We start from the raw sequence: 14,202 nt of genomic DNA on the forward strand, positions 1-14,202 counted from the left end.
GCGGACGGATCTTCACCGCTGCGGTCGGTGTGGTCGCTCTCGTGGTGGCAGTGATCTTCGTCGGCCACGGTCTCCTTACCGGCCCTACTACACCTTCGGCAGTCTCCGACACGTCCATCGCCGCGAACGCACCGCCGGGTGAAGCCGACTCCAGCGCAGCGACGGGTGGCCCCGACCACCCACCTGAGGGCGGCGGAGCGCCCGACTCCGCACCAGCACCGGAGCCCAGCACCGTACCGGGACCGTACGGGAACGGCGGCGCAGGCGGAGGCGGCGCTGGCGGAGGCGGCGGAGGTGGCTCCGGCACCGCCACCCCGGAGCCCTACACCGACGCCTCGACCGAAGTCGTCACGCCGAATCCCGTACCTGTCGATGTCGTCCTCCCCCAGATCACCGGGGGCGACCCCGCCGTCACCGATACCTTCAATGCAGCGATGCGCGCCGCTCTGGACGACCGCATCGCGGAGGTACGGGCAGGTGGTCGATTGACCGGCTCGGACGGCGAGGTCGCCCATATCGGCGAACGCGTCACTAGTGGCGTGCTACTGGTGACAGCCGAATACGAGGAGTCCGCAGAGGACTTCGCAGACACCGTCGTGGTCGGAATCGACTCCGGTGACGTACTCACGCTCGACGAGATCTTCACCGACACCGCTGACGGCCTCGATCGTCTTGTTGCCGTCTCCCGCGAACTCGGCCCAAGCACCGACGCGGGCGCCTCGTTCGACCTGAATGCCGTCAGCGCCGACCCGGCATTGTTCTCTCGCTGGCTTGCGACCCCCGACGGGATGCGGATCTACTTCGCCGAGGGATCCGTCGCACCGACCTATTCCGATCTTGTGGAACTCACCGTGCCGTGGGACGAACTGAGTACTGTGCTCGACCCGGACATGCATGCAGTCCTCACCAGCTGAGAATCCTGCCCTATCAGATGCACGTTCGGGCAGTCATCGTTGCCCGAACAGCCACGCCTTCGGATCTTTCGTGCGGCTGGAGAACGGTGGATGTTCGGTGCGTACCGACGGAAGCGAGAGACCATGCGCACGCACGAGACAGATCACGACGGCGATGCGGAGCTGCGTCCCAAGGCTTCGCGACTCGACGAACCGAACTCGGCTCTCGCTCTGAGAGCGGCGTTGTCCGGACGTCTCGACGTCGCCGGACCCGAAGGCATGGCCGGGTTGCAGCGTGTCGTCGGCAATGCCGGAGCGTCGGCACTCCTCGACGAGGACCGTTCGCCCGTGCACGACGTCGTCGCCTCTGCGGGAACACCGCTGCCCACCGACCTGCGCACCGAGATGGAGGGCCGGTTCGGTCAGGACTTCGGAAACGTGCGCGTCCACAGCGACGGAACAGCGCACGAATCCGCGAAATCCGTCAATGCACAGGCGTACACGGTGGGTTCGGACATCGTCTTCCAGAACGACAGGTACGACCCCGGATCGGACACCGGCAAGCACATGATCGCTCACGAACTGACGCATGTCGTGCAGCAGCGCAATGGCCCTGTCGACGGAACCGACGCCGGCGGTGGGGTACGGATCAGCGATCCCTCGGATCGGTTCGAACGCGACGCCGTCGCGAATGCCGACCACGTCATGGCCGCACCCGCTCCCACGACCGCGCCCTCCGGCGCACTCCAGCGAACCACGGAAGAGGGATCCGCTGCCGTGCAGCGTGAGGAGGCCGCGGAGGAAAAGGAAGACGAAACCGCCCAGACCTTCGTGCAGCGTCAGGAGGAGGAGTCCGAGGAAGAATCGGCGTGATGCCATGACTGCACCCACTCGGGTCACGAGATCCGTTGCCCCGGCACGCACTCCTGCGCGATCGGCTGCTGCTGTGCGGTCGGATTCCAACTCACTACGCCGCTTGCAGTCCGCCGCGGGCAACCACGCCGTTGCGTCTCTCGTCACCCAGCGTCTCGACGCCGGACCCGTCCAGGGCGGTTGCGTTGCGCCACCCGTAGAACCGACACCGGCTGATCCGCAGAAGGATCCGCAATGGGCCCACGCGAAACATGAGATCGAGACCAAAGCCGATGCAACCAAAACGCATCCCCCTGCCTCGAAGGAAGTGGGCGAGGCGCAGAACGCGGCCGTCGCGCCACCCGACGACAAGGAAGCTCAGGCCAAGGCGGCCCACACCGTCAAGATGGACGCCGCGAGGCCAGGTGGATTCGACAAGGCGGGCTTCATCGCCGCGGTGAAGGCCGCGATCGCGGCCAAGGCTCCGAAGAACCTGGACGAGGCGGACAAGTTCGCGCAATCCGGCAAGGCGGATCAGGTCAAGAACGAGGTGATGAGCAAGGTCACCGGAGGGAAGCAGGCGTCCGCCCGAGAAATCAAGGACACGACCGAGGCGACACCGGATACCTCCGCTGCGAAGGACAAGCCGGTAACACCGCTTCAGGCACCCCCATCTCCCCCTACGCCTCCACCACCGGATCCGAATCTGTTGGCACCGAAATCTGCCCCCGAGGAACAGACGAGGCTGGGTGCGGCGAGCTGCGCCACCGACCACAAGATGGCGGAAGCCGGTGTCACCGAGGAACAACTCGCCAAATCGAACGAGCCCGAGTTCACCGGTGCGCTCGCGGCGAAGAAGACTGCCGAGGAGCACGACGCGAATGCGCCCACTGCTGTGCGCGAGAAGGAAGCTCAGGTCATCGCCGGTGCCACTGCGGATGCCGATGCCACGGCGAAGACCGGACTGAGCGCGATGACCGCCTCACGGGGTAGTGCGCTGCAAGCGGCCGGTGCGGGCAAGCAGGCCACCAAGTCCGCCGACGAAGGGGAACGAACCCGGATCACCGGCGAGATCAAGAAGATCTTCGACAAGGCGAAGACCGATGTCGAGGGGATCCTGACCGGTCTCGACAAGACCGTGTCCGAGCGGTTCGAGGAAGGTGAGAGAAAAGCCAAGGAAGCGTTCGTCGCCGACCACCAGGCTCGCATGGCTGCGTATAGAGCGAAGCGATACGGCGGTCCCGGTGGGTCCGCGTTGTGGTTGAAGGACCTGCTCCTGGACATGCCGCCCGAGGCGAACGCGCAGTTCCTGGAATCGAAGAAGCTGTACGAGTCGCGGATGAAGGACGTCATCGGCGGTATCGCCGATCTCGTGGGTTCCGAACTCGCACGTGCGAAGGCCCGGGTGTCCGAGGGTCGCGCACAGGTCCAGAAGTTCGTCGCGGAGCAGCCCAAGACTCTCCAGAAGCTTGCCGGTGAAGCCGCCAAGGAAATCGGTTCGCAGTTCGACGATCTGGAGAAGTCCGTCGACGAGAAGCAGGAGGCGCTCGTCGACGACCTGGCGGACAAGTACGTCGAGGCACGCAATGCGGTCGACGAGGAGATCAAGAAGCTTCAGGCGGAGAACAAGGGACTCGCAGGGCAGGCCGCCGAGGCGATCGGTGGCGCGATCGAGACGGTGAAGAAACTCAAGGACATGCTGCTCGGCGTCTTCACCCGAGCCGCGAACGCTGTCGAGAAGATCATCAAGGACCCGATGGACTTCCTCGAGAAGTTCGTCAACGCCGTCAAGACCGGCATCCAGAACTTCATGGCGAACATCCTCACGCATTTGAAGAAGGGGCTGCAGGGCTGGTTGTTCGGCACCCTCGCCGACGCCGGAATCGAGATCCCCGAGAAGTTCGATCTGAAGGGCATCATCGGTCTACTGCTGTCCCTGCTCGGCCTCACATGGACGTCGATCCGAACGCGGATCGTCAAGGCTGTCGGGGAGAAGGCGATGAGCGCGATCGAGAAGGGCGTCGACTTCGTCAAATTGATCCTCACCGAGGGCGTCCCGGGCTTGTGGAAGTTCATCGCGCAGAAGATCTCGGATCTGAAGGAACAGGTGATGAGTCGCATTCGCGACTTCGTCATCACCAAGGTGATCATGGCCGGCGTGACGTGGCTGATCTCGCTCCTCAATCCCGCAGCGGCGTTCATCAAGGCTTGCAAGATGATCTACGACGCGGTGATGTGGTTCGTGGACAATGCGCAGCGATTGAAGGACTTCGTCGATTCCGTCCTCGACTCGGTCGAGTCGATCGCGGCCGGTGGGGTCGGCAAGGTGGCGGCCCTGATCGAGGGCACGCTGTCGAAGACTGTCCCGATGTTGATCAGCGGTCTCGCCAGCCTGCTGGGGCTGGGCGGGATCGCCGACAAGATCAAAAGCATCCTCGAGAAGGTGCAGACTCCCGTCGGCAAGGCCGTGGACTGGCTGATCGCCAAGGCGGTCAAGTACGGCAAGAAGTTCCTCGACAGGCTGAAGAAGTCCAAGCTCGGCAAGTCTGCGGCAAATATCAAGGCGAAGGCGAAGGTCGCCTACGCCACAGGTAAGGCTTGGGTGAAGAAGAAGTACGAGGCGGGCAAGGCTTGGGCGAAGAAGAAGTACAAGCAGACACGGAATAAAATTAGATCAGGTACTCGATCTATCGCCGACTACATCCGAGCGAAGTGCAAGGAGTTTATTAACATAAAGTTCCATTCCGAGTTCCGACCGAAATCGAGCCGGCAGGTTCATAAGTTATACAACCGACCAGGATCACCCGACAAGCTTTACGTCGCCTCATCCCCAACTCCCCTAGCCGACGCATTCAAGAATTGCGACGCAACAGTAAGGTCGCAAATTTCCGATCTTGAGGGGAAGTTTCGGGACGAGATGGCGCACTACCTAAATCGACTCAACACACTGAGTGGGCGAAGCGAAGATCAATTGGTCAAACTCGGAACTGCAGCGAAAGAAGAGCTCAGGCAGATCAAGGCCGCCGGCCGCCGAGCAGCAAGATTCCAAAAAGGCATACTGGCACTAGCTCGGGAGCACTTGAAGGACGAGTCTGCAGGACCGGGCACACACGCACCCGGAATCGGGACCATCGCACCGTATGGCGCCAAGATTAGTAGCTTGCACGGCAAGAAGCCCATACCAGAATGGAAGATGATAGCGGAACACATAATTCCGGACGCATTTATCAGACGAGCACTCATGGGATTGAAGAAGGAAGGCGAGGTCACCGCCGAGGATACAGGGTACAAGCTGCAGCCGACCATTCTCCTATATGAGGAAGCCGCAAAGAAAAAGACACACGCCCTGAAATCGAGCACATCCGGACGAGGCGATCTCAGCTTGATTCGTTCGATGAGAAACATCATTGGAATGATCCGCGATCGAGCCGGTGGATCCGGAAAAGATCTGCGAAAATCTCCGGTACCAGAAACACTTGCAACGAAGGCAGACTGGCGCGCTTACCTGAAAGATCAGTACTCACGTCGAGTGTCGCCCCAAATATTACGCATTTCCAATGAAGCTTTGACACGCACCAAAGAGGCGGTCAAGTCGGAGCAACAGTCCGTCAAGGATCGCCGCGGAGAAAATGCCGAACCTCGGCCATCCGATTCAGAAATTGATACCTGCTATCATTCCCAACTAAGAGTACTCGGGAAGGCCATCGAGGAGCTTGTCGCGAAAGCCGACTTTCAGTGAATGCCAACTTTTTCCCGAAACCGAGAATCCACACTTCGAAGCCCCTCGATGCCAACGTATTCCCCAGACTGAACAGTCAGCCCAGTTAGACCGAGTGATGCGCCGAATGGTCGGCGCACAGCAGCCTCGAACCTTCGACGCACAGACCCGTTGATCACTTGTCTGAGACAGTTTTTCACAGTGGTCAGATCCCACCGCGCGACCTTGGAGTCCAACGGGTTCCTCCAAGCAGCCGCGAGGCCAGCCAGGCCGCCACGAGTACTCGGTTATTGAACTGTGTATGCATCGCCACACGTCGACTCGGTGGTTACTTCCGGACGAACCAGAATTTCACTGTTTGCGAACGGGCACAGTGTTCGCGCTCATACCGTAGGGCCCTGAATCCTGCCTGCGGTCTCACGCGTTGTGCCCTTTCGCGCACTTCCCCCTACCCGACCGTCCGTCCCCCCGCATCTGTGCCGCTCCACAGAATCGGGCCACCATCAACCCATCTCACCGAACGCCATCCGAGGAGGCGCCATGCCGACCTACCTGTCGCCCGGGGTCTACGTCGAAGAGGTTGACTCCGGATCCCGGCCGATCGAAGGCGTCGGGACCGCCGTCGCTGCCTTTGTCGGGTTGTCGGAGAAAGGGCCGTTCAACGAACCGACCCTTGTCAGTAACTGGACCCAGTTCACCGGTCTCTTCGGTGGTTTCGTCGATGGCGCATGCCTCGCGCGATCGGTCTACGCGTACTTCCAGAACGGTGGCGGCAACGCGTACATCATTCGCATCGGCGACAGCAACGGCAGCAGTGGTTCGAAGCCGGCTCCCAAGCCCGTCGAGGCTGCCCCGCAGGGCATTCTCGGCAACTTCCGTGTGCTCGCGATCGACCCGGCCGCAGCCGAATCCGGTATCGAAGTCGAGGTCGCGCCGAGTGACGCCGAGCCCGCGGACGGGACCTTCAAGCTCGTCGTTCGCAGGGGCGGTGAAACCGTCGAGGAGCATTCGGGTGTCACGCCCGGACGGGGCAAGACGAATGCCGCGACCGTCGTCAACGGGCAGTCCCGAACGATCAAGCTCGAGCAGATCCCCAACGCCCAGGCCTCCGACGAACTCGCCGTCGGTAAGAAGGTGACGCTGGCGGCACCCGCACAACCGGCGCTGCTGCCGTCCGCTCAACTCACAACCGACGACTACGTCGGTGACGTCTCGGAACGCACCGGTTTCTCCGGTCTCGAGGCGATCGACGAGATCACCATGGTCTGCGTTCCGGATCTGGTCACCGCCTACCAACGCAGCGCGATCGATCTCGACACCGTCATCTCCGTCCAGCAGGCCATGATCGCGCACTGCGAGCTGATGGGTGACCGGATGGCGATCCTCGACCCGCCGCCCGGCCTCAACGCGCAACAGATCAAGGAGTGGAAGAGCGACAAGGCCAACTACGACTCCAAGTACGCAACCCTGTACTGGCCGTGGGTGAGCACGGACGGTGGCACCTACCTTCCGCCTTCCGGTTTCGTCGCCGGTGTCTGGGCGCGCAACGACGACACGCGAGGTGTCCACAAAGCCCCCGCGAACGAGGTACTGCGCGGTGTCGTCTCCCTGCAGACCCAGATCACCCGCAACGAGCACGACCTGCTCAATCCCGTAGGCATCAACTGCATCCGTTCGTTCCCCGGCCGTGGGATCCGCGTGTGGGGTGCCCGTACGCTGTCGTCCGATCCGGCGTGGCGGTATCTCAACATCCGCAGGCTCTTCAACTACCTCGAGGAGTCCATCCTCAACGGGACGGACTGGGTGGTCTTCGAGCCGAACGATCAAGCACTGTGGGCGAAGCTGCGCCGGACTATCAGCGCGTTCCTCGTCAACGAATGGCGAAAGGGCGCACTGTTCGGCAGTACTCCCGACGAGGCGTTCTACGTCAAGTGCGACGAGGAGACGAACCCGGCCGAAGGAATCGACGCGGGTGAAGTGGTATGCCTGATCGGCGTGGCCCCCGTGAAGCCGGCCGAATTCGTGATCTTCCGACTGTCCCAGTTCCCCGGCGGCACCAGCCTGGTCGCCGAGTAATCGACGTATCGAACAGTGAGGAACAGCAATGCCTCTACCGGAATTCGACAGCTCGGTAGGCCACTCATTCGGACTCGAGTTCGACGGGCTTCAGATCAAGGCCATCACCGAGGTGACCGGTCTGAAAATGGAACAGGACGTTATCGAGTACAAGTCCAACGAAGCGAAGGACGGAAAGTACCTCGTCAAGAAGCTTCCCGGACGTTGGAAGGCCGGTGAGGTCACTCTCACCCGGCCGCTCACCGAGGATCACGGATTCGACAAGTGGATCAAGGACTCTCAGCTGGGCAAGATGAAGGACGTTCGCAAGGGTGGCGCCATCGTGGTGTACGACTACGAAGGACAGCCCGTCAAGCGATACACACTCACCAATGCCTGGCCGAAGAGCCTCGAGGTCAGCTCTATGAAGGCCGGCGACACCAGCGTCATGACGGAGAAACTGGTACTGACCTTCGAACGTGTCGAGGTGGACGGTGCGTAGAACCAGCACCTCCACCCTGACAGCGGAGCACGAGCCGGACCGTTCGGCAGAAACTTCGGTTACCCGAGAAGCGCTGCGCACGGAATTCGGTTTCCTGTTACCCCGTGGCTACATCGATTCGGCAGGCACCGTCCACCGCGACGGTGTCATGCGCCTCGCGACGGCCCGCGACGAACTCGTCTCCCAACGCGACGACCGGGTGCGGGAGGATCCGTCGTATCTGACGGTGGTGCTGATCAGTCGGGTCGTGTCCCGGCTCGGCGGCATCGAGGACGTGCACGCCGGAATCGTGGAGAACATGTTCGCGTCCGACCTCGCCTTTCTCCAGGATCTGTATCGGCGGATCAATCAGGACGGGCACACCCGGGCGGGCGTCACCTGCCCGGAGTGCGGATGCGACTTCGCTGTCGACATCGCCGGGGGCCGCCTGGGGGAATCGTGACGTACGGGACCGAACGTCTGCACAGCGAGGTCGCGTACATCGCCTATCACCTGCATTGGTCGTTCGACACGATCCTCGACCTCGAACACGCAGATCGGCAACGGTATGTGCGCTCGAGCCGGAAGCTGGCACAGGAATCCGCGAGGAGGTGAGCGATGGCCATCCGATGGCCGTGGCAACGTCGGCCGGCCGAACCTGCCCGGACACCGACCAAGAGTCCGGACGTTCTCCCCTCGCGGGCCTCTCGCGAGGAGCTGTCGTTGCCCCCGGTGCAGCGGGTGGTCGAGCCGATCGAATCGACCGCACAGTTCGACGGATTCAGTCGAACGCTCACAACCTCCCGATCGCCGGCTCTCGTCGAACCGCTCCCGACGATCGGCACCGGCCTGCCGTGGTTGTCGCTCACCACGGCACCCGCGGCTACGCCGGTATCTCGGCACGACGGTTCACCCCCCCACCTCGTCGTGCAGCGGCACCACCGACCCTCGACCTCCCTGCAGCGATCATGGGTCGGTGCCGTGCCGTCCTCCCCCACCGACACGGCTCCCCCGCCCGCTCCCGTTCGTCACCTCGACTCGTCGCCCGTATCGAACGAGGTGCCCGGTGCAAATGTCGAGATCGACGAGATGGTTACCGCGTCGGCACCCGACGACGAACGGGTACTTCCTGCTGTTCCGACGCCCCCAATTGAGGACCTTCCGGTGGGACAGATCTTGCCTCTCCATGCCGCCGCCGGCCACGAGAATCCGGACCCCGCGGAGGTTGTGCCGGACCAGCCCGTCGATCCGCCGTCGGTGCCGCAGCCGGAAGTCGCACAGCGAACATCCACCGACCCACGCCCCCAAACTCGATTCGAATCCCAACCACAACCGACGCAAGCGCTTCCCACGTATCACGAATCACCGCACGTGCAACGGCAGAGCAGCGATGGGCCTCCTCCCCCGCGCGAGCAACCATTCCGTCGTCCCGTTCAGCGATCGGCGGTGGAGACATCGGCGCCACACCTCGAACGTTCGTCATCGCCCCAGGCCCCGGCCCCGGCCGAGCATCCCGCCACGCCCGAACCCACCCAAAGCCCCACTCGCCTCGACATCCAAGCCGACGACACAGCGGTCGGGACGGTGCAGCCCACATTCGACCTACCGTCGGTGCAGATGCCCCCACCCGAAGAAATTCGCCCTGAGAGCACACCGATCCCGGAACCGCCGCGTGCACCTCGTTCGGCGCCCACGTCCCCGCCCTTCGAAGAGCGCGGTGTCCAACGGATCATCCCGTCACCCGAAGCCGTCACTACACACGAGCCTGTCACCCCGCATGACCTCGTCTCTGCGCCCCGCATAGTCCCGGAGAGGACGTCCCCGTCGTCGTCATCGATCCCTGCACCTCCGATAGTGCAGCGCGACGTTCTTCCGGTTCCGGATCCCGGAGACAGTCCGCATCCCGAGCCGAGTCCGACCGTCACGGACCCGGTCCTCGAAGCGAGTGAACCCGCCCCGGTTGTCCGCGTGGTCGCTCGTCACACCGCCGCTCCCGCCCCGGTCGAACATCCATCTCGCGGAGAGGAAGCTCCGCTGCAGTTCGCCCCGAGCGTCCAACGAGTCGACGACATTCCCACGACCACAGCGTCGAGTCGATCGCGAACGCCCGCGCCGGTTCCGAACCGAGCAGCACCGATCGATCTCCCGCCTGCCCGGACCGTCCCCACCGCCTGGAGAGTTCCCGAAACGCCGATCGATGCAACCAGTCCTACAAGCTCTCCGATGCAACGGATTTCGACGGACGAGATCGATTCGATCGAGGCATCCGAGAACCCCGTCGGTCCTTCGAGAGTCGCAGATGACATGTCGCCGGTACCGGACGAGGTCGCGCCCCTGCCAGTCGTGATGACGCACCCTCTGCCGCCGACACGGACAACGGACCCGGAGGCGGTCCGCTCGAGCTCTCCCGCCCGATTCGAACCACTCGTCCCATCACATCGGATTCCCTTGCAGCGGACCCCCACACCCGAAACCGTCACCGCTCCTGCTACGCCGCAACCCCACCCGACTACGTCGGTGCAATTCGCCCCGGATCCTCCTCACACTGCGGCACAGGATGAGCCGGTTCTGCTCATGCGAGTGGCGGCCGTTCCTGCCGATCCGCCCGGGACGCCCGGCGCCCCGCCCCCAACCCACCGCAACGCGGCCCATGACGTAGACCCAAGCCCCTCCGCACCCATGGTCACCCTTCGCGGTGCACCGAACCCACCGATCACAACCCAACGGCACACCGGCACTTCGCAACTCGCAGGTATCGGATCGCCGATCACGGATCCGGCGCCGGGACCGATCTCCGGCGGAATCGACCGACCGGTGTCGCTCCGGCAGATGTTCGCCCATGTCGCACGTGAGGTCGACGACGACCCCGAGCCGTCCCGGCAAGCCCCCGTCGCTCAGCGCCTGGAGGAACCTTCCCCTCCATCCGAGCCGGCTTCGACCACGGAACCACAACCTCCGACCACGGCAACTCCGACCGCCGGTACCGCTCCCCCGACCGGCCCCCTAGCGGGCATGAACATCGACGATCTCGCCAACCGCCTCTACGAACCGATCGTCACCCGCATCAAGACGGAACTGTGGCTCGACCGGGAACGCACCGGTCTGCTCGCCGATCCACGAATCTGAACCGAAGGAGGGTCTGATGCCGACCTCGGACGATGACCCTGCCGTGAGCGTGTGTTTCACGGTGGAGGTGGACGGCATGGACCTGGGCTCCTTCAACAGCTGCGAAGGACTCGGGGTGGAGATCGTCATGGAGCAGCGCGAAGAGGGCGGCAACAACACCATGGTGTGGCAGCTTCCCACTCGCATGAAGTTCACCAACGTCAAACTCACTCGGCCGGTGGGCCCGAACAGCCGCAAACTGACCGAATGGCTCAGCCAGGCCCTCGAGGATCTCCAACCCACCACGGCCGGCATCACTGCTCGTACGGCAGACGGAACGGTCATCGCCGGCTGGTCGTTGCGCGGCGTCGTGCCGGTCCGATGGACCGGACCGAGCCTGAACGTCGACACCGCGAAGGTCGCCACCGAGACCCTTGAGATCGCACACCACGGCATCCTGCCGGGACCTACGAAGTGAAGGCCGACGAATGTCCGATCCGATCGCACTGGCCAATACCCCCGGCACGGCCCCGGCAAAGAAGGCCGGAAAAGCTGCCGCGAAGAAGCCGTCGCCACCACCCGAGGCGCAGAGCCACGCGGAGCTGCTCCTCTACAAGGCGGAGAAGGCCGTGGGTGGAAGCAAGCGAGGCAGTTCGCTGGGGACGATCGCGTTCCAGTTCAATCCCAAGGAGATCACCATCTCCAAGTCCGCGAAGTGGGACCGTAGCCCGGCCAAAGGAACGAAGAAGGCAGGCCCACCGGAATACTCCGGGCCCGAGCCGTGCAAGCTCACCCTGGAGATGTTCTTCGACGCGACCTTCAAACAGGACACCGACGTCGCGAAGTGCGTCGACAAGCTCTTCTCGTGTTGCGTCCCGGTCGACGAGAAGGACAAGAAGCCCATGCCGCCGCTGGTGGTACTGAAGTGGGGTGGAACCACGAGTTTCAATGCCTTCGTCACCCAGGTGAGCGCGAAGTACACCCTCTTCTCGGCCGCCGGCAAACCGATCCGCGCTGTGTGCAGCGTGAGCCTGGAGGAGATGCCGGGCGAGACGAGCCGACAGAATCCGTCGTCGGGTTCGGTCACCCACTCCCGGGTCCACGAGGTGATCGAGGGCGACACGCTGCACCTGCTGGCCTATCGCGAATACGGAGATCCAGCCATGTGGCGAGCGGTGGCCGCCTACAACGGAATCGACGACCCGACGCGCCTCCCGCCCGGCCGATCGCTCGTGCTGCCGAATGTGACGGACCTGCTCACGAAGATCGGATCGCTGCGATGACATCGGCATCCGGACTGGAGATCGAGGTCGACGGCGATCGTCTGGCCGACGATCTCGTGGCCGTGCTCGCAACGGCATTCGTGGATTCGAGCCTGCAGGTGCCCGACATGTTTGCCCTGCGCTTCCGCGACACCGACCGGACCCTGCTCGCCAAGTCGAAGATCAAGATCGGCTCCGAGCTGACGATCGCCGTCGTCACCGACGCGGTCGCCGTTCCGGAACCGTTGGTGACAGGCGAGGTCACCGCCGTCGAAATCGAATTCGACGGTACGGGAACGTTCACGACCGTGCGCGGCTACGACGCGTCCCACCGGCTCTTCCGCGGCCGGCACACCCGGGCCTTCACCCAGACGACGGCGTCGGACGCGGCGGTCGGCGTTGCACGGGACGCCGGCATCGAACTGGGCAACATCACGTCCACCCGAACCGTCTTCGATCACTTGTCCCAGTGCGGCCGAACCGACTGGGAATTCCTCGTCGGCCTCGCGCGACGCGTCGGTTTCGAGGTCGCCGTGCGCGAGAACAAACTCGACTTCGGTCCCCGGAAACCCGCCGAGGAGGCCCCGCAGGCCGAGGGCACCTCCAGCCGGGATCCGCTCGTGCTGACCTTCGGAACCGATCTGCTGCGGGTGCGTTCGGTGGTGACCGCCGCCGAGCAGGTCGCCAAGGTTCAGGTACGGGGTTGGGACATCGCGCAGAAGCAGGCGATCGTGGCCGAAGCGCCTGCGGAGACGAAGAGCGCGGTGCTGCCGACGATCACCCCGGCGGAGGTCGCGGCGACCTTCGGGGACCCCACCTACGTCGCCTCCGACGTCGCCTACCGCACCCAGCCCGAAGCCGACTCGGCGGCAACCGCTCTCGCCGAGGTGATCGGCGGGTCGTTCGCTCAGGTCGAGGCCCTCGTCCGCGGGAACCCGAAACTGCGGGCGGACACCCCGATCTGCCTGGCGAACATGGGTGAACCGTTCGACGGGAAGTACCTCGTGACCGCAGCCCGCCATCGGTACGTGCCCGGCGCCGGGGGCTACACCACGTCGCTGTCCGTCACCGGCAGGGAGGAACGCAGCCTGTTCGGGCTGTCTTCCGGCACCGGTGGCGGGGCGGACTACGGAGTGGTCGTGGCCGTCGTCAGCGACGCCCGCGACCCGGAACAGCTCGGCCGGGTCCGTCTGACCTTCCCGTGGTTGTCCGAGGACTACGTCAGCGACTGGGCGCGCGTCGTGCAGCCGGGCGCCGGGAAGGATCGCGGCGCACTCGTCGTCCCCGAGGTCGGAGACGAAGTGCTCGTCGCCTTCGAACAGAACGACCCGAATCGACCCTATGTCCTCGCCGGGCTGCACAACGGAATCGACACACCGGACACGAAGGGACCGGATCTCGTCGACGCCGGATCGGGAGCGGTCAATCGTCGTTCGTTCGTCTCCCGCAACGGACACCGGATCGATCTGCTCGACGAGGACGGGAAGACCGAAGGCATCCTGGCCGAGACCGGTGACGGACGACTGCGCCTGTCGCTGGACAAGATCGGCACCAAGATCGAGATACACAGTGACGGAAGGGTTCTCGTCGAGGGAACTCAGGGCGTGGTGATCGACGGCGCGGACTCGAAGATCGAGCTCACCTCGGGTGAGATCGTCCTGAAGGGCAAGCGTTCGGTCAAGATCTCGGGCGCCCGGGGAACGGTCGAGGCGGACATGACCGGCGTGAAGGTCGACGGCCCGAGCGTGAAGGTGGCGGCGAGCGCGACCGCCGAGTTCAAGTCCGGCGGACCGGCAATCGTCTCCGGTGCACTCGTCAAGATCAACTGAGGAGGTG

Annotated in this window: 10 protein-coding genes; all 10 read left to right on the plus strand. The window is 63.9% G+C overall.

The window, feature by feature from the left end; genetic code table 11:
• The first annotated feature begins 41 nt into the window (after window positions 1-41).
• Window positions 42-914 (plus strand): RsiV family protein, encoded by an 873-nt coding sequence (locus ISO16_RS10385; RefSeq protein WP_195886202.1) that lies wholly within the window; start codon window positions 42-44, stop codon window positions 912-914.
• A 123-nt stretch (window positions 915-1,037) separates the two neighbouring features.
• Window positions 1,038-1,766: an eCIS core domain-containing protein gene (locus ISO16_RS10390; protein ID WP_072635973.1), complete on the plus strand. Its 729-nt coding sequence runs from the start codon at window positions 1,038-1,040 to the stop codon at window positions 1,764-1,766.
• A 103-nt stretch (window positions 1,767-1,869) separates the two neighbouring features.
• Window positions 1,870-5,484 carry a phage tail protein gene (locus ISO16_RS10395; RefSeq protein ID WP_170913971.1) on the plus strand — a complete coding sequence of 1,205 codons (3,615 nt, stop codon included), beginning with the start codon at window positions 1,870-1,872 and terminating at the stop codon, window positions 5,482-5,484.
• Between the two features lie 519 nt (window positions 5,485-6,003).
• Window positions 6,004-7,539 carry a phage tail sheath family protein gene (locus ISO16_RS10400; RefSeq protein ID WP_072635897.1) on the plus strand — a complete coding sequence of 512 codons (1,536 nt, stop codon included), beginning with the start codon at window positions 6,004-6,006 and terminating at the stop codon, window positions 7,537-7,539.
• Between the two features lie 28 nt (window positions 7,540-7,567).
• The gene (locus ISO16_RS10405; protein ID WP_050035730.1) at window positions 7,568-8,020 is read left to right on the plus strand and encodes a phage tail protein; all 453 of its coding nucleotides are present in this window, start codon (window positions 7,568-7,570) and stop codon (window positions 8,018-8,020) included.
• A gap of 148 nt (window positions 8,021-8,168) precedes the next feature.
• Entirely contained in the window at window positions 8,169-8,462 is a 294-nt protein-coding gene (locus tag ISO16_RS10410; RefSeq protein ID WP_202400428.1) for a phage tail assembly protein, read from the plus strand.
• On the plus strand, window positions 8,414-8,614 hold the full coding sequence (locus tag ISO16_RS28985; RefSeq protein ID WP_139310894.1) for a DUF6760 family protein: 201 nt from the start codon (window positions 8,414-8,416) through the stop codon (window positions 8,612-8,614). The genes ISO16_RS10410 and ISO16_RS28985 overlap by 49 nt, the downstream gene beginning before the upstream one ends.
• 2,527 nt (window positions 8,615-11,141) lie before the next feature.
• Window positions 11,142-11,582: a phage tail protein gene (locus ISO16_RS10415; RefSeq protein WP_072635899.1), complete on the plus strand. Its 441-nt coding sequence runs from the start codon at window positions 11,142-11,144 to the stop codon at window positions 11,580-11,582.
• A gap of 10 nt (window positions 11,583-11,592) precedes the next feature.
• The gene (locus ISO16_RS10420) at window positions 11,593-12,387 is read left to right on the plus strand and encodes a CIS tube protein (protein ID WP_072635900.1); all 795 of its coding nucleotides are present in this window, start codon (window positions 11,593-11,595) and stop codon (window positions 12,385-12,387) included.
• The gene (locus ISO16_RS10425) at window positions 12,384-14,195 is read left to right on the plus strand and encodes a VgrG-related protein (RefSeq protein ID WP_072635901.1); all 1,812 of its coding nucleotides are present in this window, start codon (window positions 12,384-12,386) and stop codon (window positions 14,193-14,195) included. The genes ISO16_RS10420 and ISO16_RS10425 overlap by 4 nt, the downstream gene beginning before the upstream one ends.
• Window positions 14,196-14,202: the final 7 nt, after the last annotated feature.

Origin of the sequence: Rhodococcus sp. M8, assembly GCF_015654185.1 — a bacterium.
Lineage (GTDB): Bacteria > Actinomycetota > Actinomycetes > Mycobacteriales > Mycobacteriaceae > Rhodococcus > Rhodococcus aetherivorans.

Coding starts and splice junctions, on each gene's coding strand:
- ISO16_RS10390 (WP_072635973.1), top strand. CDS start 1,038: ATGCGCACGCACGAGACAGATCACGACGGCGATGCGGAGCTGCGTCCC.
- ISO16_RS10400 (WP_072635897.1), top strand. CDS start 6,004: ATGCCGACCTACCTGTCGCCCGGGGTCTACGTCGAAGAGGTTGACTCC.
- ISO16_RS10405 (WP_050035730.1), top strand. CDS start 7,568: ATGCCTCTACCGGAATTCGACAGCTCGGTAGGCCACTCATTCGGACTC.
- ISO16_RS10410 (WP_202400428.1), top strand. CDS start 8,169: ATGCGCCTCGCGACGGCCCGCGACGAACTCGTCTCCCAACGCGACGAC.
- ISO16_RS28985 (WP_139310894.1), top strand. CDS start 8,414: ATGCGACTTCGCTGTCGACATCGCCGGGGGCCGCCTGGGGGAATCGTG.
- ISO16_RS10415 (WP_072635899.1), top strand. CDS start 11,142: ATGCCGACCTCGGACGATGACCCTGCCGTGAGCGTGTGTTTCACGGTG.
- ISO16_RS10420 (WP_072635900.1), top strand. CDS start 11,593: ATGTCCGATCCGATCGCACTGGCCAATACCCCCGGCACGGCCCCGGCA.
- ISO16_RS10425 (WP_072635901.1), top strand. CDS start 12,384: ATGACATCGGCATCCGGACTGGAGATCGAGGTCGACGGCGATCGTCTG.